Genomic DNA, 25,080 nt, shown 5'->3' with positions numbered 1-25,080 from the left:
TTGATGCCGGGGGGAATGACATGGCGGGATTGTTGCGCCGCGCAGCTGCTATGGCTGCGCCGGCCGGATTTATGTCGATCATTGCCGCGCCTGCGCAGGCCGCGAATTCCGAGATCAACACCGCCGACACCGCCTGGATGATCGTCGCCACCGCGCTGGTGCTGATGATGACGATCCCCGGCTTGGCGCTGTTCTATTCCGGCATGGTGCGCAAGAAGAACGTGCTCGCCACCATGGCGCAGAGCCTCGCCGCGGTGACGATGATCTCGATCCTCTGGGTGGCGTTCGGCTATTCGCTCTGCTTCGTCGGCGACGGGCCGTGGATCGGAACGCTCGACCGCTGGTTCCTCGCGGGCATGACGATGGACAGCGTCAACCCGGCGGCGAAGACGATCCCGGAAGCGCTGTTCATGCTGTACCAGATGACCTTTGCCATCATCACCGTGGCGCTGGTCGCGGGCTCGGTCGCCGACCGGATGCGATTCTCCGCCTATCTGGTGTTCTCGGTCGCCTGGTTCATCTTCGTCTACATTCCGCTGGCGCATTGGGTGTGGGGCGGCGGCTTCCTCGCCAGCATGGGCGTGCTGGATTTCGCCGGCGGCCTCGTCGTGCATCTGTCGGCCGGCACCGCCGGCCTCGTCGCCGCCAAGGTGATGGGCCGCCGCCACGGCTACGGCACCGAAAATCTGTCGCCGTTCGATCTGTCGCTCGCGGTGATGGGCACCGGCCTGTTGTGGGTCGGCTGGTTCGGCTTCAACGGCGGCTCGGCGGGCGCAGCCAATTCGCGCGCGGTGCTGGCGATCATCGCGACGCATCTTGCGGCCTGCTCCGGCGCGCTGACCTGGGGCGCGATCGAATGGTCGACCCGGCGCAAGCCTTCGGTGCTCGGCATGATCTCCGGCGCGGTCGCCGGGCTCGGCACGATCACGCCGACTTCGGGCTTCGTCGCGCCCTGGCATGGCATCGTCATCGGCATCGTCGCCGGCGCGGTCTGTTACTGGGCCTGCACCTGGCTCAAGCACCGCTTCAACTATGACGATTCCCTCGACGTGTTCGGCGTCCACGGCATCGGCGGCCTGACCGGCACGCTGCTGGCCGGCGTGTTCGCGACCAGCGCGATCGGCGGCACCGCCGGCCTGATCGAGGGCCATCCGCAGCAATTGCTGATCCAGCTCTACGGGGTCGCCGTCACCTTCGTCTGGGCGGCCGGCGTGAGTTTCGTCCTGCTCAAGCTGGTCTCCCTGTTCGTGCCCCTGCGCGTATCCCGTGAGCACGAGCTGGAGGGACTGGATATCTCGCAGCACGGAGAAGCGCTTCAGTAATCGGGGGCTTGCGCGACACATAAGTAAATGCTTATGTGTTGGCATGATCGAAGCCGACATCTTCAAGGCACTGGCCGACCCGACGCGCCGAAAAGTCTTTGAGAAGCTCGCCGGCGGAAGCCTGAATGCCAGCGCTTTGCGCGACGGTTTGGAGATCAGCCAGCCGGCGATGTCGCAGCATCTTTCGGTGCTGCGCGCGGCAGGCCTCGTGCGCGAACAGCGACAGGGCCGCTTCGTGAATTACGAAGTCGACCCGGACGGAATCGTGGCCATCGGCACATGGCTTGCGCGCTACCGTGCCTACTGGCCGAAGCGCATGGAAGCACTCGCCGATCTCCTCAAGGACATGGATCAATAAGGACTGGGATCAATGAGCGACGCCGCGAAGCCTGATCGTCCCGACGAAGCCCTGGTACTTGAATTTGATTTCGATGCGCCGCCAGCAAAGGTCTGGCGCGCCGTGACCATTCCGGCCTTGCGCGAGCGCTGGTTGCCGGATTGCGACCTTGCAGGCGCCGAGCCTGAATCAACGATCGCAGGCGAAGAGGTGCGCTACCGACTTCGCGATTCAGAGCCGCCGTTTCGCGAGAGCCACGTCATCTTCCGGATCGAGCCGAACGAGGACGGCGGCACACGCTTCCGCATCATCCAGCAAGCCTGCGAAGAGCAAACAAAGCTGCCGCAGCCGGCCAACAGCAATTGCTGCCTGATGCGCGCGGCGGCTTAAACACCAACAAGACTTCGTCACCTGCAAACATGGAGGTCGCCAATGCGCGACATGCTTCAGCTCGTCCCTATGGTCGTCGAACAATCCGCCCGCGGCGAGCGATCCTTCGACATCTATTCGCGACTCCTGCGCGAACGCATCATCTTCCTCAACGGCGAGGTCAATGATGCGATGTCCGGACTGGTGTGCGCGCAATTGTTGTTCCTGGAGGCGGAGAATCCGAACAGGCCTATCAATCTCTACATCAACTCCTATGGCGGCGTGGTCACCTCTGGTCTCGCCATGTACGACACCATGCAGTTCATCAAGGCGCCGGTTCATACGCTGTGCATGGGCACCGCGCGCTCGATGGGCTCGTTGCTGCTGATGGCCGGCGAGCCGGGTCACCGCGCCGCGCTGCCCAATGCGAGCCTTCACGTGCATCAGCCGCTCGGCGGCTTCCAGGGCCAGGCGTCCGACATCCTGATCCATGCCAACGAAATGCAGGAGACCAAGCGGCGCATCACCCGGCTCTACGCGCAGCATTGCGGGCGCACCGACGCGGAGGTGGAACGGACCCTGGACCGCGACCACTTCATGACCGCGCAGCAAGGGGTCGAATGGGGATTGATCGACCGGGTCTTTGCGGAGCGCGAGGCCGCCTGACGATTCAGGCCGGTTTCGCGCATCCAGTGAGCAGGCCGAGGGCCGGTTCGATATTTCGCAGGGCGGCGGGGTCCTTTGTCAGTCCCCTTCTGTAATTAAATACCTTCGTGCTGCCCGACACGTGAGCAGCAATTGTGTCGACAGCCTGTCGTGCCCGCTTTTTGATCAGGCGTGACCACGTTTTGAGCGCGACGTAATAGCGCACTGCACCGCAGCACGCGTCAAACGCGAAAACACCCGTTTTCATAGTCCGTTAGGCAACGCGCCCGATCTGGCACGGCATTTGATTCTAAGGGTGCTGGCTGTGCCCGCGTAGTGAACTTCTCCCTCGTGGCGAACCAGTCGAGAAACGCCCGGCCACGTCCGGACCGGGCCAAGCGGGGATAGGACCCATGAAAATTGTTATGGCGATTATCAAGCCATTCAAGCTGGAAGAAGTCCGTGACGCCCTGACCGCCATCGGCGTTCACGGTCTCACGGTGACGGAAGTCAAGGGATATGGCCGCCAGAAAGGCCATACGGAAATCTATCGCGGTGCTGAATACGCCGTGAGCTTCCTGCCCAAGATCAAGATCGAGGTCGCTGTCGCCTCCGACCAGGTCGACAAGACCATCGACGCCATCACGTCCGCCGCGAAAACCGGGCAGATCGGCGACGGCAAGATCTTCGTCATCAACCTCGACCATGCGGTTCGCATCCGCACCGGCGAGGCCGATGCCGCGGCCCTTTGATTTCGCGCTCAACCTTTACCAATCAGGAGTGAATAAAATGACGTTTAAGCGTCCCTATGGCGCGGGATTGGCGGCTCTCGCAGTCGGCATGTTCGCTGCGACCGCGGCCTATGCCGAGCCAACGGTCAACAAGGGAGACAACGCCTGGATGCTGACATCGACAGTGCTCGTGCTGTTGATGACGATCCCCGGCCTCGCGCTGTTCTACGGCGGCCTCGTCCGTTCCAAGAACATGCTCTCCGTGCTGATGCAGGTGTTCTACACCGTCTGCGTCGTCACCGTGATCTGGGCCGTGTACGGCTACAGCCTCACCTTCACCGGCGGCTCCGACTTCATCGGCGGCTTCTCCAAGGCCTTCATGATGGGCGTCACCACCGACTCGAAGGCCGCGACCTTCTCGGTCGACGCCAACATCTCGGAGCTCATCTATATGTGCTTCCAGATGACCTTCGCGGCGATCACGCCGGCCCTCATCGTCGGCGCCTTCGCCGAGCGCATGAAGTTCGCGGCAATCGCGCTCTTCATCCCGCTCTGGGTCACGCTGATCTACTTCCCGATCGCGCACATGGTCTGGTACTGGCCCGGCCCGGACATGATCCAGGACGCTGCCAAGGCACTCGCTGCTGCCACTGATGCGGCTGCGAAGACCGCGGCGCAGGCCAAGCTCGACGAGATCAACGCCGACGCCGGCTGGATCTTCAAGAAGGGCGCGATCGACTTCGCTGGCGGCACCGTGGTGCACATCAACGCCGGCATCGCAGGTCTCGTCGGCGCTCTGCTGATCGGCAAGCGCGTCGGCTACGGCAAGGAGCTGATGGCTCCGCATTCGCTGACCATGTCGATGATCGGCGCCTCGCTGCTCTGGGTCGGCTGGTTCGGCTTCAACGCCGGCTCCAACCTCGAGGCCAACGGCGGCGCAGCCCTCGCCATGACCAACTCCTTCGTCGCCACAGCGGCCGCCGCGCTGTCGTGGATGTTCGCGGAGTGGATCGTGAAGGGTCACCCGTCGGTGCTCGGCGTCATCTCCGGCGCTGTCGCGGGCCTCGTGGCCGTCACGCCTGCCGCCGGCTTCGCCGGCGTGATGGGTGCGATCGTCCTCGGCCTCGTGGTCGGCGTGGTCTGCCTGTTCTTCTGCACCGTCGTGAAGAACGCGCTCGGCTACGATGACAGCCTCGATGTGTTCGGCGTGCACTGCGTCGGCGGCATCGTCGGCGCCCTCGGCACCGGCATCCTCGTCAATCCGGCGCTGGGTGGTGCGGGCATCATCGACTACACCGCGATCCCGCCGAAGGTTGCCGATTACGACTTCGCGGCGCAGATGATCTCCCAGCTCTGGGGCGTCTGCACCACGCTGGTGTGGTCGGGCATCGGTTCGGCGATCCTCTACAAGGTCGTCGATGTGATCGTTGGCCTCCGCGCCAATGTCGAGACCGAGCGTGAAGGCCTCGATATCACCGAGCACACCGAGCGCGCCTACAACATGTAACTCTCCTCCCGGGCGCGGCCTCCGCGGGGGCCGTGCCCACAACTACGGTTTGGGGCACATACCCGGCAATGTCCCGACCGTTGAGGGGCTCCAGCGCAAGCTGGAGCCCCTTTCTTTTTGGCGCGCCGCATCGTCGCAGCGGCCACGCCTGCACCAAGCCCAAATTGCATTGTCCCGAAACTGGTGAATATCATGCTCCCGTCCGGAGCACGGTCTCATGAGCCTGTTGCGTTTCGTGGCTTTGTGTTTGCTGTCGCTTGCCCTGTCTGCCCTCGACGCCAAGGCCGACAAGCGCGTTGCGCTGGTGATTGGCAACGGCGCCTACCGGAACGTTCCCACGCTCGCCAATCCGACCAATGATGCGGCCGACATCGGCGCGGCGCTGAAGCGATCGGGATTCGAGCCCCTGGTCGCGACCGATCTTGATCAGGCCGCCATGCAGGACACCGTTCTTCGCTTTGCGCGCGAGGCCCGCGGCGCCGACGTCGCCCTGTTCTATTACAGCGGACACGCGCTGCAATTCGCAGGCGTCAACTATCTGGTGCCCGTCGATGCCGTCGTGCGCGACGAGGTTGATCTGCGGCGCCTGGTGCGCGCCGACGAGATCCTGGCGGATTTGCAGCAGGCCAAGAACCTGCGCATCCTTGTGCTCGACGCCTGCCGCGACAATCCCTTCGCGGACGAGCTCCGGCGAAACATCGGGCAGGGGCGCGGCGTAACCGTCAGCCGCGGGCTGGCCAAGATGGAGAGCCCGGAGGGCACCATCATCTCCTATGCGACCCAGGCCGGTCGCACGGCCGACGACGGCAACGGCCGCAACAGTCCCTATACCAGCTCGTTCCTGGAGCACATCAGCGACAGGGACAACATCAATACAGTGTTCCAGACCATCGGCGCCGGCGTCTACAAGCGCACCAAGGGATCACAGGTCCCGGAGCTGTCGTTGTCGTTCTTCGGCGAGTTTTACCTCAATGGCAAAGCCGAACCCGCGGCGCTGACACCATCTTCACCTCGGACTGACCCTTGCGCAGAGGCCGCCGACCATTGGCGCGGTGCGGACGCGCTCGGGACCATCACGGCCTTCAAGGATCATCTGCTTCGCTTCCCGTCCTGCGCCTTTGCAGACCTGGCGAAATACCGCATCGAGCTGCTGTCGAAATCCATCGACAGCGCAAAGCGCCCGACGACTTTCGACGGAACCTGGATCGCCAACGAAAGCTGCGAGAGCAAACCGCCTTTTCCGGAAGCCCATCGCCAATATGTCTTTCGCATCAAGGAAGGAGTGCTGCACACGGTGCTCGGGGACGAGGGCAAGCCCGGCTCTGTGAGTTATGACGGCAAGATCGAAGCGGACGGCAACAGCACTATCTCCGTCAACGGTATCATTGGCGACAAGGATCCGCTGAATCGCGCCGCGGGCTCGTCCTATCGATACAAGATCGTGCTCGAACTGAAGGCTTCCAAAGGGGCTGGGGTCCGCACGGAAACCTATTGGCCGTGTCGCTACGACTTTTCAAAGGTATCAGCGCCAAGCGGAGAATCCGAGCGGAGGCAGCCCGACCCGAAGCGCGCCGCAAAGCGCAATGACAATGCGGCTGCTGCGCCTTCCGATCGGCGCGACGGCGGACAGGCCGCGCCGGGCGGCAACGGGATGAGCTGCTCCACGATGCGCAGAAATTGCGCGGTGGCTTGCGTCAGTTTTGGCGGCCAGCCCAATTGTGGCTCAACCTTCTGCGTGCGGCAGGAAGCGGAATGCATGAGCAGCGGATGCTGGAGAAGTCGAGCTTTCAACGGCTGCGGCATCGCCAAGCGATAGGCGTAAGGCATTCTCCGCAGCCTTCCCATTGAGAACGCCATGTTCTTTTTGACCGTTGCGCAAAAGAAATAGATTGCCATTTCAGATTGCCGGCGCAGAAATATCGACCACAACGAAAAACAAATCGGGAGGTCGTCATGCGTTTGGAAGGCGGATGCTATTGCGGCGAAGTGCGCTACGTGGCCGAAGGCGATCCGATGATGCAGGCCCAGTGTCATTGCCGCGAGTGCCAGTACATCTCGGGCGGCGCGCCCAACACCTTCATCGCGATGCCGGCGGCCGGCTTCAGCTACATCACCGGGCAGCCCAAGCAATTCACGCGCAACGATCTCGAACGCGCCGTCACGCGCGAATTCTGCGCCGAATGCGGCACCCATCTGGTGACCAAGGTTCCGGGACTGCCAGCGGCGATCCTGAAGGTCGGCACCCTGGACGAGCCAAAGCAGTTCCATCCGCAGATGGCGATCTACACCTGCGACAAGCAGGAGTTCCATGCGATCCCTGCGGGGATGGCGACGTTCGAGAAATTGCCGGGGCACTAGGCGCGCCCATATCCGGAAACTCGTCATGCCCGGGCTTGCCCTGGGCATGAACGTTCCTGGGGCGTGGCAGGAAGGCCGTGGATGGCCGGGACAAGCCCGGCCATGACGAGACCCAGGCCCACCCCGCATCCATTGTACGCGGCCTCATTATTCCCGCTCTGAACGGGCCGGACCTCAAATCCAGGTCACGGAAATGACTCTTGATGGCGCGGAAAGCCGATGGTTAATCGCGTCTTAACCTCGCCCTATCTATGGTGAAGTGAACCGCTTCCCGCCGGCGCCTTGGTGCGACCGGCTGTTCCAAGAGTGCTGGCGTCCAGAATGGCTATAACCGCTTCATCCCGTGCGCCGCAGGACAGTGGAAGCTCCGATAGCGAACGCTCGCCCTTCGTCCGGCTGAACGAGCTGCTGGCACCCCATCAGCCGGGTAAACCCTTGATTACGCTTGCAGTCGGCGAGCCCCAGCATCCCGTGCCTGACTTCGTCGGCCCGGTGCTGGCCAAGCACATCGCCGATTTCGGCCGTTACCCCGCGAACAAGGGCACCGACCCGTTCCGGAACGCCGCCGGCGCCTGGCTGTCGTCGCGCTTCAAGCTGCCGCGGCCGCTCGACCCCGAGAACGAGATTCTCGTCCTCAATGGCAGCCGCGAGGGGCTGTTCCTCGCCGCGATCGCGGCCGCGCGCTATGTCGGCCCGCGCCCCGGCAAGCCCGCCATCCTGATGCCGAACCCGTTCTATCCGGTCTATGGCGCCGGCGCCCGAGCCGCGGCCTGCGAGCCGGTCTACCTGCCGACCACCGTGGAAAACGGCTTTCTGCCCGATCTCGATGCCATCGACGAAGCGACGCTGGCGCGCACGGTGGCGTTCTATCTGGCCTCGCCCGCCAATCCGCAGGGCTCGGTCGCCAAGCCCGACTATTTCAGGCGGTTGAAGCAGCTCGCCGACCGCTACGGCTTCGTGATCCTCAGCGACGAGTGCTATTCCGAGATCTACACCCGCGAGGCCCCGGGCAGCGCGCTCGAATGCGCCGGTCCTGATTTCACCCGCGTGGTTGCGTTCCAGTCGCTGTCGAAGCGCTCCAACCTGCCGGGCCTGCGCGTCGGTTTCGCCGCCGGCGACAAGCGATTCATCGGCATGTTCCTCGAGCTGCGCAACATCGCAGCGCCGCAGGTGCCGGTACCGCTCCAGCATGTCGCGACCGTTGCCTATGGCGACGAGGCGCATGTCGAGGAGAACCGCAGGCTCTACCGGATCAAGTTCGATCTCGCCGACCAGATCATCGGCGATCGTTACGGCTATCGCCGACCTGACGCAGGCTTCTGCGTCTGGCTCAACACGTCCGCGCTCGGCGACGACGTGTCGATCACACTCAAGCTCTTCAAGGAAGCAGGCGTACGCGTGGTGCCCGGCAGCTATCTGGCGCGGCTCCAGCCCGACGGCTTCAATCCGGGCGCAGGTTTCATTCGCCTTGCGCTGGTGCAGGATGGCGAGACCACGGCGCAGGCGCTGCACCGCCTGGTCGAGACTCTGGGTTAGGCGGGGCCCATGAGCATGTCGGCAATCGAACGTGTCATTCCACTAGTCGGCCATCTGCCACCGTCGATCCGCGAGGGGCTGGCGCGGCGTATGCGCGAGCTCACCGGTTTCGGCCTGATTGCATTGTCCGGCGTCGCCTCGGCCGCGCTGATGACCTGGTCGGTGCAGGATCCAAGCCTCAGCCACGCGACCTCACGGCCGATCCGCAACATTCTCGGCTATGCCGGCGCGATTGGCGCCGACCTTGCGATGCAGATCCTCGGGCTCGGCGCGATCATGCTGGTCCTGACGGTCGCGGTCTGGGGCTGGCGCATGATGACCCATCGCCCGTTCGACCGCGAGGCGCTGCGGCTCGGTTCCTGGATTCTCTGCACCGTGATCGCTGCGGGCTTTGCCAGCTGCTGGCCGCATGGCGGCGCCTGGCCGCTGCCGACCGGCCTCGGCGGCGTGGTCGGCGATGCGCTCGTACGCGCGCCCGCGGTGATTTTCGGACCGGCGGGCACGATCTATCGCATGGTGCTGGGCACGATCCTGTTCGCCGCGATGGGCGCGACCTTCCTGATCGCCTGCGGCCTCGGCGCGCGCGCGCATGACGACGAGTTCGCGGAGATCGAGGACGACGACAAGCCGCTCGACGAAGACGAGGAGAGCGATCGCGGCTCGGTGTCGCTGGGGTGGCTGTTCCACGCATTGATGAGCACGAAGGCGCGGCTGATCTGGCTGCTCGGCACCGCTTACCGCTCGCTGGTCTCGAGCGGACCGAAGACCAAAGCCGTTGCGTTCAGCCGCCAGGAGCCGAATCTCGGCGCCGGCCGCGCCGCGCCGTCGATCTCGCCGCAGTCCGAAGACGAAATTGACGAGGACGAGCACGAAGAAGAGGAAGACGAGGAGGAGGAGGAAGAGCAGGAGCCCGCCGCGCGCGCCCCGCGCAAGAAGGCTGCACCGAAGGCCGCTTCCAAGAAATCCTCCGACAAGTTCGAGCTTCCGTCCGTGTCCGTGCTGGCCGCGCCCAAGGCGGGCGATCGCCAGCCGCTCAGCAAGGCTGAGCTGGAAGCCAATTCGCGTTCGCTCGAAGGCGTGCTGCAGGATTTCGGCGTGCGCGGCGAGATCGTGAAAGCCAATCCGGGTCCCGTGGTCACACTGTACGAGCTCGAGCCGGCGCCCGGCATCAAGTCATCGCGCGTGATCGGTCTCGCCGACGATATCGCCCGTTCGATGAGCGCGCTGTCGGCACGCGTCGCCGTCGTACCCGGCCGTAACGCCATCGGCATCGAGCTACCGAATGCGCATCGCGAAAAGGTCTATCTGCGCGAGCTGCTGGTCGCCAAGGAGACTGTCGATTCGGTTGCGAAGCTGCCGCTCTGCCTCGGCAAGACCATCGGCGGCGACCCCGTGATCATCGACCTCGCGCGCACGCCGCACATGCTGATCGCCGGCACCACCGGGTCCGGCAAGTCGGTCGCCATCAACACCATGATCCTCAGCCTGGTCTACCGGCTGCGCCCGGACCAGTGCCGCCTGATCATGGTCGATCCGAAGATGCTCGAACTCTCCGTCTATGACGGCATTCCCCATCTGCTGACGCCCGTCGTGACCGATCCGAAGAAGGCGGTGGTCGCGCTGAAATGGGCCGTGCGCGAGATGGAAGAGCGCTACAAGAACATGGCCAAGCTCGGTGTGCGCAACATCGACGGCTACAATACGCGCCTGCTCGAATTGAAGGCCAAGGGCGAGGAACCGACGCGCACGGTGCACACCGGCTTCGACAAGGAAACCGGCAAGGCGATCTACGAGGAAGAGAAGCTCTCGCTCGACCCGCTGCCCTACATCGTCATCATCGTCGACGAAATGGCCGACCTGATGATGGTCGCCGGCAAGGACATCGAAGGCGCGGTGCAGCGCCTCGCGCAGATGGCGCGCGCCGCCGGCCTGCATGTGATCCTCGCGACGCAGCGTCCGTCCGTGGACGTCATCACCGGCACCATCAAGGCGAACTTCCCGACCCGGATCGCCTTCCAGGTGACGTCCAAGATCGACAGCCGCACCATCCTGGGCGAGATGGGCGCCGAGCAGCTGCTCGGGCAGGGCGACATGCTCTACATGGCGGGCGGCGGCCGCATCAGCCGCGTGCACGGACCTTTCGCGTCGGACGAGGAAGTCGAGAAGGTGGTGCGTCACCTCAAGACGCAGGGCCAGCCCGAATACCTCGAGGCCGTCACGGCCGAAGAGCCGACCGAGGACGAGGACGGTGGCGCCGTGTTCGACGCCAGCGGCATGGGCGCGGATGGCGGCGGCGATCTCTTCCAACAGGCCGTGGCCATCGTCAAACGCGACCGCAAGGCCTCGACCAGCTATATCCAGCGCCGGCTCCAGATCGGCTATAACCGTGCCGCCTCCTTGATGGAGCGCATGGAACTGGAAGGCATCGTCGGACCCGCCAACCACGCCGGAAAGCGCGAGATTCTGGTCGAGGAAGAAGACAGCCACATGTGAGGCGAGCCGCCTCTGAACATAATTTCACGCAAAATCGATATCTGCAGTAGCGAAATCACGCTAAAAGGGCGCCCAGCCACACAGGACGACGCGTTGATCAGACATCCGGACATTCGATTCGCTGCCACCATCGCTGCGCGAAGCGCGCGCATGGCCGGCGTGCTTCTCGTCACCGCCGCGATGGTGACCGCGGCGTCGTTCGCGCAGACCGTGCCTGTGCCGAAGCCCGCGCCGAAGGGCCGCGATGGCGGAGGCCCCGCCGTCACCGGCGCGACCCAGACGCCGCCGAACCCGGTCATCCCGGATCCGCGCCGCAACGTGCCGACCAGCATCTTCCAGACCTTCGACGCCAACCAGAAGGCGCAGGCGGCCAAGGTCAGCGCCTATCTGTCCTCGCTGTCGACGCTGGTTGGAAATTTCGTCCAGGTCGGCCCCGACGGCAGCAAGACGCAGGGCGACTTCTACATCCAGAAGCCCGGCAAGGTGCGCTTCGAATATGACGCGCCAAGCCCGATCGACATCGTCGCCGACGGATCGTCGCTGGTGGTACGCGACCGCAAGCTCGCGACCCAGGATGTCTATCCGCTGTCGCAGACGCCGCTGCGCTTCCTGCTGTCCGATCGCATCGACCTGATGAAGGACACGAATGTCGTCAACGTCTCCKCCGACGACGTCTTCGTCAGCGTCACCATCGAGGAGAAGCAGGCGCTGGTCGGCACCAGCCGCCTGCTGCTGATGTTCGGCGCCAAGGACGGTCAGTTGAAGCAGTGGACCGTCACCGACCCGCAGGGCTACGACACCACGATCGCGGTCTACAATCTCGATGCGGGCAAGAAGCTCGATCCTGCCATGTTCAAGATCGATTTCACCAATTACGGCCCATCGCCGGGTTGAAAGCTCTACTGCCGTAGGGTGGGCAAAGGCGCATTAGCGCCGTGCCCACCATCTCTCCTTGCGGCAGGCATGGTGGGCACGCTTCGCTTTGCCCACCCTACGAGGGCTTGCTACGAACCTTGCACCCATCCCCTAAAAGACGTGGGCACGGCGCTTTGCGCCTTTGCCCGCCCTACGAGAGCTTGCTAAGACGCATCCCTCATGCGTCTTTCCCTGACAACCTGGAACATCAACTCGGTGCGGCTGCGCATCGACCTGGTCGCGAAGTTTCTCAAGAGCGCGCGGCCGGACGTGCTGTGCCTCCAGGAGACCAAGTGCATCGACGATGCCTTTCCGCTGAAGCGCTTCAAGCGGCTCGGCTATGAGCATGTCGCGCTGAACGGGCAGAAGGGTTATCACGGCGTCGCCATCGTCTCGAAGATTCCGTTCGAATCGAAAGACATCCGCACCTTCTGCGACAAGGTGGATTCGCGCCACATCTCGGTCTCGTTCGGCGAGAAGGCCAGCATCGCAAAGCCGCTGGTGCTGCATAATTTCTACGTGCCCGCCGGCGGCGACATTCCCGATCCCGCGCTGAACGAGAAATTCGACCACAAGCTTCGCTTCCTCGACGAGATGAAGGCCTGCGAGCCGCTGCATCCGCGCGGGCAGGATCGCCACATCCTGGTCGGCGACCTCAACGTCGCGCCGCACGAGAACGACGTCTGGTCGCACAAGCAGCTTCTGAAAGTGGTTTCGCATACACCTGTGGAGACCGAGAAGCTGCAAGCCGCGCTGGCAGCCGGTGAGTGGGTCGACGTCGCGCGCGAGCGTTTTCCGATGTCGGAGAAGGTCTATACGTGGTGGAGCTATCGCTCCGCCGACTGGACCGTCGGTGATCGCGGCCGCAGGCTCGACCACATCTGGGTCTCGCGCGCATTGAAGGACGCGGTCAGCGATTTCAAGATCCTGCGCGACGCGCGGAGCTGGGAGCGCCCGTCGGACCACGTGCCGGTGACGGTGACGCTGGAGCTTTGACGGCGCCGTCCGGGCTACGACGACGTCAGCTTCGCGCCCGCCATCAGGATATCGCTCGCGATCTGGCTGGAGCGCACCGCGAATTCGTCACGCAGGCGCACCGCAGCCGCGGGGTCACTCTCGAGCACGCGTTGAAACAAGCTGCGCGCGACGCGGATGACGGAGGCGTGCTCCAGCGCGACCGCGCTCGACGGCCGCTTCATCGGCACCACCAGCGCGAGCTCGCCGATCAGCGCGCCGGGACCTGCGATCATCTCCGCGCCGGCGCCGTCGTCGACCCGAAAGGCGCCGCGTTGAACCACGTATCCGGCATCGGCTTCGTCGCCGAGATTGAACAGGACGTCGCCGCGGACGAAATTACGCTGCTCGGAGCCGATCGCCAGCATGCGCAACGACGCCTCTCCCAACAAGCGCAGTGTCGGGACACGCTCAAGAAGCGCTACGTCGTCGTCGATTGACATTCAGGTCCGGGGCTCAAAGGGCATGCGATCTAAAACGATTCGCACGCCCCTAAAGCGTATCACGGCACCAGCTTGTAGCCACCGGCTTCCGTGACCAGGATCTCCGGATTGGCGGCGTCCTTCTCGATCTTCTGGCGGAGGCGGTAGATGTGGGTTTCCAGCGTGTGGGTGGTGACGCCGGAATTATAGCCCCAGACCTCCTGGAGCAGGGTCTCGCGCGAGACCGGCATCTGGCCGGCCCGGTAGAGGAAGCGGAGGATGGCGGTTTCCTTCTCGGTGAGCCGGACCTTGCGGGCATTGGCCGCGGTCAGCATCTTCGAGCCCGGGCGGAAGGAGTAGGGGCCGACCGAGAACACCGCGTCCTCGCTCGCCTCGTGCTGGCGGAGCTGGGCGCGGATGCGGGCCAGCAGCACGGCGAAACGGAAGGGTTTTGCGACGTAGTCGTTGGCGCCGGATTCCAGCCCCAAAATCGTGTCGGAATCGGTGTCATGCCCGGTGAGCATGATGATCGGGGCCTTGAAGCCGCCCTTGCGCAAGGAACGAACCACCTCGCGGCCATCGGTGTCGGGCAGGCCGACATCCATCAGGACCAGATCGGGGGCATTGGCCTTCGCGGCGCTCGCACCCTTGGCGCCGGTATCGACGGCGGAGGCCTCAAATTCTTCGTGCAGCGATAATTGCTCCACCAACGTATCGCGCAGATCGGTATCGTCATCCACGATGAGGATCTTGCGGGCATTGGCCATAGGGGGTCATCCTTTTGGAGTCCGGCTCGGCGCGCATGCATGCTGCACCCAGCCGCGAGGGAAAGTTAGGGGGGTCGCCGTTATTATTGTTGTTCGTGTTGAAGTAGTGGGCTGTTACCGATTCACAAGCCAGAAGCACTCTAACTCAGAATCTCAGGCCGTTTTGATGAATGTCCTGTAATGAATTCGACATCGCACGTTCACATGAAAAGCAAAGCGGATTCAGCTAGTTACCCAAGGAATCGAAGCTCCGGACCGCTTCGAGCGATCCGCGTTAAACCTGCTGCCGGGAATCCGCGCCGGGGCTGGCTGACGGCCGGCGCGCTGACGATCCCGGTGGCGCTGGGGCGGGGCGGAATCCTGGCAAACAAGCGCGAGGGCGATGGCGGCACCCCGAGGGGCAGCTTCCGTCCCAGGCAATTATGGTGGCGGGGCGACCGCCACAGCCGTCCGCGGACCTTTCTTCCGGCCCGGACCATCGGCGACACGGACGCCTGGTGCGAGGACGCCGGAGATCGCCACTACAATCAGGCGATCCGGCTCGGACCGGAGCAGGGCGGTGACCGTCTCAAGCGGACCGACCATCTCTATGACTTCATCATCGAAATCGACCACAACACCAGACCGCGTATCGCCGGCCGCGGCAGTGCGGTGTTTTTGCATCTGGCGCGCGACAATTTCGGGCCGACCGCGGGCTGCGTCTCGATGACCAAAGCGGCGATGCTGCAATTGCTGCGGCGCCTGGGACCAAGAACAAGAATCATCATCGGGTGAGGGCACATGCTCGACAAGGATCAGATCGCCGCCGCATCGCAGGTCCTGGTCAAACATTGGCGCGACGGCACCAAGTTTGACGCGCTGGAGCCGCGGTTGCGGCCGCAGAGCCGCGCCGATGGCTATGCCATCCAGGCCGTCCTCGAAAACCAATCGCTTGGAAAGCTGTTCGGTTGGAAGATCGCGGCGACAAGCGAGGCCGGACAGAAGCACATCAACGTCGCGGGACCGCTGGCCGGCCGCATCATGAGCGACACCGTGATCGCCGACGGCGGCTCGGCGTCGATGAAGGGCAACGAGATGCGCGTCGGCGAGCCGGAGTTCGCCTTCGTCATGCGCCGCGATCTGCCGCCGCGCGCGACGCCGTACAGTGTCGACGACGTGCTCGCCGCCGTGGACACCTTGCATCCCGCGATCGAGATTCCCGACTCGCGCTTTGGCGATTTCGCCAGCGCCGGCGAGGCACAGCTCATCGCCGACAATGCCTGCGCGCATCTGTTCGTGCTGGGCGCAGCGACGACTGCGAACTGGCGCGCCATGGATCTCGTCGAGGAGCGGCCGCAGATCACGCTGCGCGGCCAGCGCTATCTCGGCCACGGCAAGAACGTGCTCGGCGATCCCCGTGTTGCCTTGGCCTGGCTTGCCAACGAGCTGCGCGGGCTCGGCATCACCTTGAGGGCAGGGGAGGCGGTGACGACAGGCACGTGCCATCCGCCGCTGCCGATCCAGGCCGGCGATCATTTCGCGGTGGATTTTGGTGTGCTGGGGCAGGTGTCGGTGGGGTTTGCGTAACCACCGCCGTCGTTGCGAGCGCTGCCGGAGTCACCGGTGCCCGAAGATCGCGCTCCCGACGCGCACATGGGTGGCGCCGAGCATGATTGCGGTGGCGAAGTCCGCGCTCATGCCCATCGAGAGATTCTTCAAGCCATTGCGCGCGGCGATCTTGGCGGTCAGCGCGAAATGCGCCGCCGCCGGCTCGTCGACCGGCGGGATGCACATCAGGCCGGAGATCGTCAGCCCATAGCTGTCGCGGCAGCTCGCGATGAAGGCATCGGCCTCGCCGGGAGCGATGCCGGCCTTCTGCGGCTCCTCGCCGATGTTGATCTGGACGAACAGCTCCGGGTGCCTGTTCTGGGATTCGATTTCCTTGGCTAACGCCTGGCAAATGCTCGGGCGGTCGACCGAATGGATGGCATCGAACAGCGCCACCGCCTCCTTCGCCTTGTTGGACTGCAGCGGCCCGATCAGATGCAGCGCGATGCCGGAATAAGCGGACGTTAACGCCGGCCACTTGCCTTTGGCCTCCTGCACCCGATTTTCGCCGAATACGCGCTGTCCGGCGTCGATGACCGGGATAATTGCATCCGCGGCGAACGTCTTGGACACCGCGATCAGCGTCACGGAGGCGCGATCGCGCCGCGCTTCCTTGCAGGCGCGGACAATTTCGGCTTCGACCGCGGCGAGCGCGTTTGGTGAATGGCCGGTTACCGGCGCGGCGTTGGTTTCGGTCATGACGTCGGTTCGGACTGGATTGTTGCGGAGCTAGTTCTAATTTTACCGAGTTCAAGAAAGAGTTTTTGAACCCTTCGCTTTACCTTGGCCGATGGGGTGGGCAGCGAAGATGGCAAACGTCAGTTTCAACCGCAAACGAGTGAAACTCAAGCAGGTTCTCGGAATCCGGGCACGGCTTGCGTTGCTCGCGGTGATTCTGGTGACGCCTTTGATGTTCGAGCGCATCCGTTCGCTCGAGGACACGCGCGCGCGGCAGATCGCGCAGGCCGCGACTGAATTCACCACCATTGCAAGACACAGCGCCGATGCGCAGCGCGAAGTGATCTCGTCGGTCGAAACCATCCTGAAATCTGAAGCCTTCATCCGCGCCTCCGCCGGCGGCATCAGCAAGAGCTGCGACGTGCTGCGCGCGAGCCTGCCGTCGAACCTTCCCTGGATCCGCACGCTGTTGATCGCCGGCCAGGACGGACGCATCCAGTGCGCCACCAACAACATGTATGTCGGCCTCGACCTCAGCGACCGGCCATACTTCCAGCAGGCGCAGGAAACCGGCCGCTTCGTGCTGAGCGACTTCATCCTGTCGCGGCCCGTGCCGTCGCCGACCGTCATGGCGGTTTATCCGGTGTCGGCCTTCAGCGGTGTCGCGGATGCCGTCGTGCTCGCCACCGTGAACCTCGACTGGATGTCGAAGGTCATGAGCAATCTCGGCGGCCGCGCCGGCATCACCGCCGTGCTGGTCGACAGCGCCGGCACGGTGCTCGCCGCGCCGGCTGACCAGCACAGCGCGATCGGCCGTCCGCTCGACAACATGCCGCTGATGTCGGCGATCGCCGACAGGGCGCTGCGTTCGGACCAGGACGAGGGCTCACTCTCTTTCCTCGCCGCCGACGGCTCCCGCCGCGCGGTGAGCTATATCCGCATCGCCGGCACCAATGCCCGCCTGATTGCCAGCATCGACGAGGACAAGGTGTCCGCGGCGGTCAGCCGCGACATCCGCACTGCCTATCTGCAGCTCGCGTTCGTCGTCCTGTTCGTGCTGCTCGGCGCGCTGATCGCCGCCGAGAAGCTCGTGATCAAGCCGATTGAGATGCTGGCCGACATGGCCAAACGCCTCGGCGAAGGCGATCTCTCGGCCCGCGCCGCGCGCAACCGGCTGCCGGCCGAGTTCGTGCCGCTGGCCCGCGCCTTCAACGCGATGGCCGCGCAGCTCAGCCAGCGCGAGCGCGAGCTGATCGCGAGCAACGACCGCCTGACCGTGATGGCCTCGATCGACATGCTGTCGGGGCTGGCCAATCGCCGCGGCTTCCAGAGCCGGCTCGACTTCGAATGGATGCGCGCGCAGCAATATTGCAGCGAGCTCGCGCTGCTGATGATCGACGTCGATCACTTCAAGCTGTTCAACGACACCTATGGCCATCTCGAAGGCGATTCCTGCCTGACCCGGCTCGGCGAATCCTTGTCCGGCATCGCCGCCGACACGATGGGCTTTGCGGCCCGCTATGGCGGCGAGGAGTTCTGCCTGCTGCTGCCGAACACCGATGTGAACCGCGCCGTCGAGATCGGCGAACAGGTGCGCGCGGCCGTGCTGAAGCTGTGCCTGCCGCACATCACCTCCGCCCACATGATCGTCACCGTCTCGATCGGCGTTGCCGCAACGAAGCCGAACGAGACGCTGCGCCCCGGCGATCTCATCGAAGCCGCCGACGCCGCGCTCTACGCCGCAAAACACCGCGGTCGCAACAATGTCATGGAGCACGGCATCCAGGTGATCGAGAACGGCGCGGCCGCCATGATGCTCGCGGCGAGCGCCTAGCCTGCAGCCGCGGCGCGATCGAGCTCGACCTCCGTCACCACGCGATTGCGGCCGCCGCCCTTGGCGAGATAGAGCGCGCGGTCGCAGCGCTCGATGAGATCGGTGATCGCCTCGCCGGTCCGGTACTGCGCCACGCCGATCGACACGCTGATGCCGGGCAGGGTCTCCCCGGTCGAACGGCGCGTGATCGTGCATTCGGCGATCGCGCGCCTGATGCGCTCGGCGATCTCGGCGCAAGTGGCGAGATCGGCATCCGGCAGCACGGCAATCAGCTCCTCGCCGCCATAGCGGGCCGACAGATCCTGCTCGCGAACTTTTTCGCGCAGCACTTTCGCAATCAGGCGCAGCACCTGGTCGCCGACACCGTGGCCGAAATTGTCGTTGAAGGTCTTGAAGTGGTCGATGTCGAGCATCAGCACGCCGAGCGGCTCGCCCCAATCCGCGGTGGTCTGTGCCTTGCGCAGGAATTCATCGAGCGCGCGCCGGTTTGCCAGCCCCGTCAGCGTATCGGTCCGGGCGCGCTCTTCGGACTTGGAGAGCGAGTCGCGGATCACGTCGAGCTCGCGGGTCTTTTCCGCGAAGCCGGCCTCGAGCCGGGTCGCCCTGGTGGCGGCCCGCGCCAGCTCATTCATGAGCTGGGCGACCAGCGCCTTCGGATCGACACCGGCCCTGCCCCGATCAGCGACCTCGCTGATCGCCTGCATCTGGGAACGATTGTCGGCCATGGCCGTCGCCAGAAACTCCTTCGCCGTCCCCATGAGGGCATGCAGCCGATCGGACGTCTCGGAGGCGACGGCGCCCGCCCGGGGCGCGACATAGGTCTCGAACAGTTCCTGGTTGGTCCTGGCGTCGAAGGGACGGTTGTGGTCGATCAGGAGATCGATGGCATTGCGCAGGTCGTCATGGCTGCCTGCGAAATAGTGGAACCAGACGGCAAAATTGGTCGGCGTCGGCGGAATCCGCTGCTCGGCCATGCTCCGCACCCCCGTCCGGCGACGGACGCGGCATAGTCGTAATCGAGATCGTCGAAGCCTGATTCCATCGCCTGGCGGGGTGCTGTCAGCTGCCAACCTCGCACCGACCCCTTAATCCGATCCCAATGGGCCGTCCGTACTTTAGCGGAGCAGCCTTGCGGGGGGCCGCCGCCAGCGGCAACCCATTGACCCCCTAAGGACTTCTATGGCCTAGTCCGCCGTCTTTAGACGGCCGAATCCACGAAAACCCAACGATTCCATGACCTCCGAACGCTACAACGCCCGCGACGCCGAACCGCGCTGGCAAGCCGCCTGGGACCAGCAGGCGATCTTCGTCTCCAAGAACGACGACTCGCGGCCGAAATACTACGTGCTGGAGATGTTCCCCTACCCGTCCGGGCGCATCCATATCGGCCATGTCCGCAATTACACGCTCGGCGACGTGCTGGCCCGCTTCATGCGCGCCAAGGGGTTCAACGTGCTGCACCCGATGGGCTGGGACGCGTTCGGCCTGCCGGCCGAGAACGCCGCCATCGAGCGCAAGGTCGCGCCGAAGGCCTGGACCTACGACAACATCGCCGCGATGAAGAAACAGCTCCGCTCGATCGGGCTGTCGCTGGACTGGTCGCGCGAATTCGCGACCTGCGACCCCAGCTACTACAAGCATCAGCAGAAGATGTTTTTGGACATGCTCGCCGCCGGCCTCGCCGAGCGTGAGAAGCGCAAGCTCAACTGGGATCCGGTCGACATGACCGTGCTCGCCAACGAGCAGGTGATCGACGGCCGCGGCTGGCGCTCGGGTGCCGTTGTCGAACAACGGGAAATGAGCCAGTGGGTCTTCAAGATCACGAAGTACTCGCAGGAACTGCTGTCCGCGCTGGATGGGCTCGACCGCTGGCCCGACAAGGTACGGCTGATGCAGCGCAACTGGATCGGCCGCTCCGAGGGCCTGCTGGTCCGCTTCGCACTGGATCAGGCGACGACGCCCGCCGGCGAGAGCGAGCTGAAGATCTTTACGACGCGCCCGGACACCCTGTTCGGCGCCAAGTTCATGGCGATTTCGTCGGATCATCCGCTGGCGCAGGCAGCAGCCGCGAAGAACCCGAAGCTTGCCCAGTTCATCGCCGACATCAAGAAGATCGGCACCGCGCAAGAGATCATCGACACCGCGGAAAAGCAGGGTTTTGACACCGGCATCCGCGCGGTGCACCCGTTCGATCCGAGCTGGAAGCTGCCGGTCTATGTCGCCAACTTCGTGCTGATGGAATACGGCACGGGCGCGATCTTCGGCTGCCCCGCGCACGACCAGCGCGACCTGGACTTCGTCAACAAGTACAATCTCGGCAACACGCCGGTCGTTTGCCCCGAGGGCCAGGACCCGAAGACCTTCGTCATCACCGACACCGCCTATGACGGTGATGGCCGCATGATCAATTCGCGCTTCCTCGACGGCATGACCATCGAGCAGGCCAAGGACGAGGTCGCAAAGCGCCTGGAAGGCGAACTGCGCGGCAACGCGCYGGTCGGCGAGCGCCAGGTCAATTTCCGCCTGCGCGACTGGGGTATTTCACGGCAGCGCTATTGGGGCTGCCCGATTCCCGTCATCCATTGTCCAAAGTGCGATGTGGTGCCGGTGCCGGACGCCGACCTGCCGGTGACGCTGCCTGATGACGCGACCTTCGACAGACCGGGCAACGCGCTCGATCATCACCCGACCTGGAAGCACGTCACCTGCCCGAAATGCGGCGGCAAGGCCCAGCGCGAAACCGACACCATGGACACCTTCGTGGATTCGTCCTGGTATTTTGCGCGTTTCACCGATCCCTGGAACGAGAACGCGCCGACGACGCCAGCCGTCGCCAACCGGATGCTGCCGGTCGACCAGTATATCGGCGGCGTCGAGCACGCGATCCTGCATCTGCTCTACAGCCGCTTCTTCACCCGCGCGRTGAAGGCGACCGGGCACATTGCGCTGGACGAGCCGTTCGCCGGCATGTTCACGCAGGGCATGGTGGTGCACGAGACGTACCAGAAGGCCGACGGCACCTATGTGCAGCCGGCCGAGGTGAAGATCGAGGTCGGCGGCAACGGCCGGCGCGCGACGCTGCTGACGTCAGGCGAAGACGTCCAGATCGGTCCGATCGAGAAGATGTCGAAGTCGAAGAAGAACACGGTCGACCCCGACGACATCATCGAGACCTACGGCGCCGACGTCGCCCGCTGGTTCATGCTGTCGGACTCCCCGCCCGACCGCGACGTGATCTGGAGCGACGAGCGCGTCCAAGGCGCCTCGCGCTTCGTGCAGCGGCTGTGGCGGCTGGTGGACGATGCAGTGGAGCTCAGCCAGGCCGCGCCGGCGGACCGTCCGGGCTCGTTTGGCCCGGATGCGACCGCCTTGCGCAAGGCCGCCCATGGCGCGCTGGACAAGGTCACCACCGGGATCGAGCGGCTGCACTTCAACGTCTGCCTTGCCCATATCCGTGAATTCGCCAATGCGTTCTCCGAGGTGCTCCAGCGCCCCGGCCAGCCCACTCCTGACCTCGCCTGGGCGGTCCGGGAGGCCAGCCAGATCCTGGTTCAGCTGTTCTCCCCGATGATGCCGCATCTGGCCGAGGAGTGTTGGCAGGTTCTGGGCCATAGCGGGCTGGTTTCCGAGGCCGATTGGCCCCAAATCGAACGCGATTTGCTGGTTGAAGACGCCGTGACCCTGGTGGTCCAGGTCAATGGCAAGAAGCGGGGTGAGGTCACAGTTGCAACAGTGGCCCAGAATCCGGAAATCGAGGCTGCCGTTTTGGCCCTCGATGCGGTAAAACTGGCCCTGGACGGCAAGCCCGTCCGCAAGGTGATCATCGTCCCCAAGAGGATCGTGAATGTTGTCGGCTAGGATCCGGATCGCTGCCCGCTTGCTGGCGGTCGCCGCATTGGCGGCGCTGACGGCTGGCTGCTTCCAGCCGATGTATGCCGAGCGTGGTGACGGCACCCCCGGCCTGCGCGAGAAGCTGATGGGGATCGACCTTCCGCCGATCAACAAGGCCAATGCCTCCCGCGAGGCCCGCGTCGGCGTCGAGGTCCGCAACGCCCTGGCCTTCAAGCTCTACGGCACGGCCACGGGCATGCCGCCGACCCATCGCCTGGAGATTCGCTTCGCGAGCAGCAAAACGTCGCTGATCGTCGATCCCAATACCGGCCTGCCGAACAGTGAAAACTACGGCATCGACGCCCAGTACAATTTGATCGAGGTCGTCAGCGGCAAGTCGGTCATGACCGGCACGACGTTCGCGCGCGTGTCCTATGACATGCCCGGCTCCTACCAGCGCTTTGCCCGCAACCGGGCCCTTCGCGATGCCGAGGATCGTGCCGCCAACGAGATCGCCGAGAACATCAACACTCGCCTCGCCTCGTTCTTCATCGCCGGCACTTAAGTCATCCCCGTCATTCCGGAGCGCCCGCAGGGCGGATCCGGAATCCAGAGATTATTGATCGAGATTTCCGGGTTCGCACTTTGCGCGCCCCGGAATGACAGTTGGGCCCGATGGTCGCGCTGCGCGGAAAAGAGATCGACGCCTTCCTCGCCCGTCCCGACGGGGGCCGACCGATCATCCTGCTCTACGGTCCCGATGCCGGCCTCGTGCGCGAGCGCGCCGATGCACTTATAGCCTCGGCCGTCGACGACCCCAACGATCCCTTCTCCCTCGTCAAGCTCGACGGCGACGAACTCTCCGCCGAGCCGTCGCGGCTCGTTGATGAAGCCATGACGGTGCCGTTGTTCGGCGGCCGCCGCGCCATCCGCGTCCGCGCCGGCTCGCGCAGCTTTGCCAGCGGTATCGATACGCTGGCGGAGATGGGCGTGAAGGATTGCCGCATCGTGATCGAAGCCGGCGAGCTGCGCCCGGAATCGCCCCTGCGCAAGGCCTGCGAGAAGGCCAAGACGGCCGTGGCGATCGGCTGCTATCCCGACACCGAGCGCGACCTTGCCAAGCTGATGGACGACGAGCTCCGCATCGCCAATCTGCGCATCGCGCAGGATGCCCGCGCGGCGCTGATGTCATTCCTCGGCGGCGACCGCCAGGCCTCGCGCAATGAGCTGCGCAAGCTGACGCTCTATGCGCATGGCAAGGGCGAGATCACGCTGGATGATGTGATGTCCGTCGTTGCCGATGCGTCCGAGCTGAAACTCGATCCCATCGTCGACGGCGCCTTCGCCGGCCGGCCCGACATCGTCGAGACCGAATTTGCAAAGGCCATGATCGCCGGCACCTATCCCGGCGTGATCATCTCCGCCGCGCAGCGCCAAGCCGCGTGGCTGCACAAATCTGCGCTCGCGATCGCCGACGGCCAGCCTGCGTCCGCCGTGCTCGAGGGCGGCTATCCGCGCCTGCATTTTTCGCGAAAGCCGGCGGTCGAAACGGCGCTGCGCAATTTCAGCGTGGCGCGGCTCGCCGCAATCATCGAGCAGCTCGCGACCGCTGCGCTCGACACCCGCAAGCAATCGACGCTAGCCGCCGCCATAGCCCAGCGCACGCTGATGGCCATCGCCGCGAACGCGAAGCGGCGGGGGTAAGGCCCCACTCTCTCCGCGTCATTGCGAGGAGCGCAAGCGACGAAGCAATCCAGAGTCCCTCCGCGGAAAGAATCTGGATTGCTTCGCTTCGCTCGCAACGACCGCGGGGACGACACTGAGGGCTAGGTCTACAGCGCGCCCTTCGCCAGCCGCTTCATCACCTCGTCGAGCTGATCGAGGTTGCGGTAGTTGATCTGGACGGAGCCGCCGGGGTCGCGGTGATTGACCGTGACTTTGAGGCCAAGCGCATCGCTGACGCGCTTTTCGAGATCGATCGTGTCAGGGTCTTTTTCCTTGCCCCCGGTGCTGCGCGCCTTCTGCGGCTTGCGCTCCGGCACACCCTCTTCATGCGCGAGCGCTTCGGCCTGGCGCACGTTGAGGCCTTCCGCGACGATGCGCCTGGCTGATGTGAGCGGATCGGGCACGCCGATCAGCGCGCGGGCGTGGCCGGCGGTCAGCTCGCCGCTCGTGATCAAGGCCTGCACTTCGGCCGGCAGTTTCGTCAGCCGCATCATGTTGGCGATGTGGCTGCGGCTCTTGCCGACGACCTTTGCGATGTCGTCCTGGCTGCGTTTGAACTCGTTGGCGAGCGCGTGATAGCCGAGCGCCTCTTCCATCGGGTTGAGGTCTTCGCGCTGCACGTTCTCGACGATCGCGAACTCCAGCGCATCGCTGTCGCTGATGTCGACCGGCACGATCGGCACTTCGTGCAGGCCGGCCATTTGCGATGCGCGCCAGCGCCGTTCGCCGGCGATGATCTCAAAGCGATCCTGCGCGCCCTTCACCGGACGCACGACGATCGGCTGGATCACGCCGTGCTGCCTGATCGAATCAGAGAGCTCCTTGAGCTCCGTTTCCGAAAAGGCGCGGCGCGGGTTGCGCGGATTGGGCTTGATGAATTCGATCGGCACCTTGCGCTGCGCGCGCGGACGATCGACATGCTGAGCCTCGCCGCCGACGTCACCGATCAGACTCGCAAGACCCCGGCCCAGTCGCGAACGCGCTTCGTCGGCCATCGCCAGCTCCCTTG

Annotated in this window: 22 protein-coding genes and 1 pseudogene; 18 read left to right on the top strand and 5 right to left on the bottom strand. The window is 64.5% G+C overall.

Going from position 1 to position 25,080, the window contains the following annotated elements; genetic code table 11:
* Positions 1 to 20: 20 nt before the first annotated feature.
* The 12 genes from AB4Z51_RS18760 (at position 21) to xth (ending at position 13,209) form a co-directional block, all read left to right on the top strand.
* The gene (locus AB4Z51_RS18760; protein ID WP_441497775.1) at positions 21 to 1,322 is read left to right on the top strand and encodes an ammonium transporter; all 1,302 of its coding nucleotides are present in this window, start codon (positions 21 to 23) and stop codon (positions 1,320 to 1,322) included.
* Between the two features lie 43 nt (positions 1,323 to 1,365).
* Positions 1,366 to 1,680 carry an ArsR/SmtB family transcription factor gene (locus AB4Z51_RS18755; protein ID WP_014490770.1) on the top strand — a complete coding sequence of 105 codons (315 nt, stop codon included), beginning with the start codon at positions 1,366 to 1,368 and terminating at the stop codon, positions 1,678 to 1,680.
* A gap of 12 nt (positions 1,681 to 1,692) precedes the next feature.
* The gene (locus AB4Z51_RS18750) at positions 1,693 to 2,049 is read left to right on the top strand and encodes an SRPBCC family protein (RefSeq protein ID WP_135213952.1); all 357 of its coding nucleotides are present in this window, start codon (positions 1,693 to 1,695) and stop codon (positions 2,047 to 2,049) included.
* Between the two features lie 42 nt (positions 2,050 to 2,091).
* Positions 2,092 to 2,694: an ATP-dependent Clp protease proteolytic subunit gene (locus AB4Z51_RS18745; protein WP_441497774.1), complete on the top strand. Its 603-nt coding sequence runs from the start codon at positions 2,092 to 2,094 to the stop codon at positions 2,692 to 2,694.
* Between the two features lie 392 nt (positions 2,695 to 3,086).
* Positions 3,087 to 3,425 (top strand): P-II family nitrogen regulator, encoded by a 339-nt coding sequence (locus AB4Z51_RS18740; RefSeq protein ID WP_008142813.1) that lies wholly within the window; start codon positions 3,087 to 3,089, stop codon positions 3,423 to 3,425.
* A gap of 37 nt (positions 3,426 to 3,462) precedes the next feature.
* Entirely contained in the window at positions 3,463 to 4,911 is a 1,449-nt protein-coding gene (locus AB4Z51_RS18735) for an ammonium transporter (protein ID WP_085403070.1), read from the top strand.
* Between the two features lie 217 nt (positions 4,912 to 5,128).
* Complete coding sequence (locus AB4Z51_RS18730) at positions 5,129 to 6,727, top strand: caspase family protein (protein WP_135213954.1); 1,599 nt, start codon at positions 5,129 to 5,131, stop codon at positions 6,725 to 6,727.
* Positions 6,728 to 6,864: 137 nt separating this feature from the next.
* Positions 6,865 to 7,269: a GFA family protein gene (locus AB4Z51_RS18725; RefSeq protein ID WP_135213955.1), complete on the top strand. Its 405-nt coding sequence runs from the start codon at positions 6,865 to 6,867 to the stop codon at positions 7,267 to 7,269.
* Positions 7,270 to 7,590: 321 nt separating this feature from the next.
* Positions 7,591 to 8,805 carry an aminotransferase class I/II-fold pyridoxal phosphate-dependent enzyme gene (locus tag AB4Z51_RS18720; protein ID WP_167767936.1) on the top strand — a complete coding sequence of 405 codons (1,215 nt, stop codon included), beginning with the start codon at positions 7,591 to 7,593 and terminating at the stop codon, positions 8,803 to 8,805.
* A 9-nt stretch (positions 8,806 to 8,814) separates the two neighbouring features.
* On the top strand, positions 8,815 to 11,298 hold the full coding sequence (locus AB4Z51_RS18715) for a DNA translocase FtsK (RefSeq protein WP_085403073.1): 2,484 nt from the start codon (positions 8,815 to 8,817) through the stop codon (positions 11,296 to 11,298).
* Positions 11,299 to 11,448: 150 nt separating this feature from the next.
* Positions 11,449 to 12,192: an outer membrane lipoprotein carrier protein LolA gene (locus AB4Z51_RS18710; protein ID WP_441497773.1), complete on the top strand. Its 744-nt coding sequence runs from the start codon at positions 11,449 to 11,451 to the stop codon at positions 12,190 to 12,192.
* A 201-nt stretch (positions 12,193 to 12,393) separates the two neighbouring features.
* The gene (gene xth / locus AB4Z51_RS18705) at positions 12,394 to 13,209 is read left to right on the top strand and encodes an exodeoxyribonuclease III (protein WP_135213957.1); all 816 of its coding nucleotides are present in this window, start codon (positions 12,394 to 12,396) and stop codon (positions 13,207 to 13,209) included.
* Between the two features lie 14 nt (positions 13,210 to 13,223).
* Here xth and AB4Z51_RS18700 read toward each other — a convergent pair whose 3' ends face one another.
* Both AB4Z51_RS18700 and AB4Z51_RS18695 read right to left on the bottom strand, forming a co-directional pair.
* Entirely contained in the window at positions 13,224 to 13,670 is a 447-nt protein-coding gene (locus AB4Z51_RS18700) for a cyclic nucleotide-binding domain-containing protein (protein ID WP_135213958.1), read from the bottom strand.
* Between the two features lie 59 nt (positions 13,671 to 13,729).
* A complete protein-coding gene (locus AB4Z51_RS18695) occupies positions 13,730 to 14,416 on the bottom strand; it encodes a response regulator transcription factor (RefSeq protein ID WP_007598630.1) in 687 nt (228 codons plus the stop codon).
* Between the two features lie 204 nt (positions 14,417 to 14,620).
* On the opposite strand from AB4Z51_RS18695, the gene AB4Z51_RS18690 reads away from it, so the two are divergent.
* Positions 14,621 to 15,190, top strand: coding sequence for a L,D-transpeptidase family protein (locus tag AB4Z51_RS18690; protein ID WP_167767937.1), 570 nt, complete (start codon positions 14,621 to 14,623; stop codon positions 15,188 to 15,190).
* Between the two features lie 6 nt (positions 15,191 to 15,196).
* Complete coding sequence (locus tag AB4Z51_RS18685; protein ID WP_135213960.1) at positions 15,197 to 15,982, top strand: 2-keto-4-pentenoate hydratase; 786 nt, start codon at positions 15,197 to 15,199, stop codon at positions 15,980 to 15,982.
* A gap of 30 nt (positions 15,983 to 16,012) precedes the next feature.
* Here the strand turns inward: AB4Z51_RS18685 and AB4Z51_RS18680 are convergent, their stop codons facing one another.
* Complete coding sequence (locus tag AB4Z51_RS18680; protein WP_135213961.1) at positions 16,013 to 16,702, bottom strand: YggS family pyridoxal phosphate-dependent enzyme; 690 nt, start codon at positions 16,700 to 16,702, stop codon at positions 16,013 to 16,015.
* Positions 16,703 to 16,811: 109 nt separating this feature from the next.
* Here AB4Z51_RS18680 and AB4Z51_RS18675 point away from each other — a divergent pair, with 109 nt between their 5' ends.
* Positions 16,812 to 18,515, top strand: a complete 1,704-nt coding sequence (locus AB4Z51_RS18675; protein ID WP_441497772.1) for a diguanylate cyclase domain-containing protein — start codon at positions 16,812 to 16,814, stop codon at positions 18,513 to 18,515.
* Here the strand turns inward: AB4Z51_RS18675 and AB4Z51_RS18670 are convergent.
* Positions 18,512 to 19,557, bottom strand: a pseudogene (locus AB4Z51_RS18670) (GGDEF domain-containing protein). The gene AB4Z51_RS18675 and the pseudogene AB4Z51_RS18670 sit on opposite strands and share 4 nt — an antisense overlap.
* Positions 19,558 to 19,748: 191 nt before the next feature.
* On the opposite strand from AB4Z51_RS18670, the gene leuS reads away from it, so the two are divergent.
* The 3 genes from leuS (at position 19,749) to holA (ending at position 24,050) form a co-directional block, all read left to right on the top strand.
* Positions 19,749 to 22,373: a leucine--tRNA ligase gene (gene leuS / locus AB4Z51_RS18665; RefSeq protein WP_441497771.1), complete on the top strand. Its 2,625-nt coding sequence runs from the start codon at positions 19,749 to 19,751 to the stop codon at positions 22,371 to 22,373.
* On the top strand, positions 22,360 to 22,911 hold the full coding sequence (lptE, locus tag AB4Z51_RS18660; protein ID WP_135213964.1) for an LPS assembly lipoprotein LptE: 552 nt from the start codon (positions 22,360 to 22,362) through the stop codon (positions 22,909 to 22,911). The genes leuS and lptE overlap by 14 nt, the downstream gene beginning before the upstream one ends.
* A gap of 110 nt (positions 22,912 to 23,021) precedes the next feature.
* Positions 23,022 to 24,050 (top strand): DNA polymerase III subunit delta, encoded by a 1,029-nt coding sequence (holA, locus tag AB4Z51_RS18655; protein ID WP_135214099.1) that lies wholly within the window; start codon positions 23,022 to 23,024, stop codon positions 24,048 to 24,050.
* A 128-nt stretch (positions 24,051 to 24,178) separates the two neighbouring features.
* On the opposite strand, the gene AB4Z51_RS18650 is transcribed toward holA, so the two are convergent.
* Positions 24,179 to 25,066, bottom strand: a complete 888-nt coding sequence (locus AB4Z51_RS18650) for a ParB/RepB/Spo0J family partition protein (RefSeq protein ID WP_167767939.1) — start codon at positions 25,064 to 25,066, stop codon at positions 24,179 to 24,181.
* Positions 25,067 to 25,080 lie beyond the last annotated feature (14 nt).

It is taken from the genome of Bradyrhizobium sp. 2TAF36, from assembly GCF_052114925.1.
Classification (GTDB): Bacteria; Pseudomonadota; Alphaproteobacteria; order Rhizobiales; family Xanthobacteraceae; genus Bradyrhizobium; species Bradyrhizobium barranii.
Note: the sequence above shows the minus strand (reverse complement) of the source record. Positions and strands in the feature narration are given on the sequence as shown.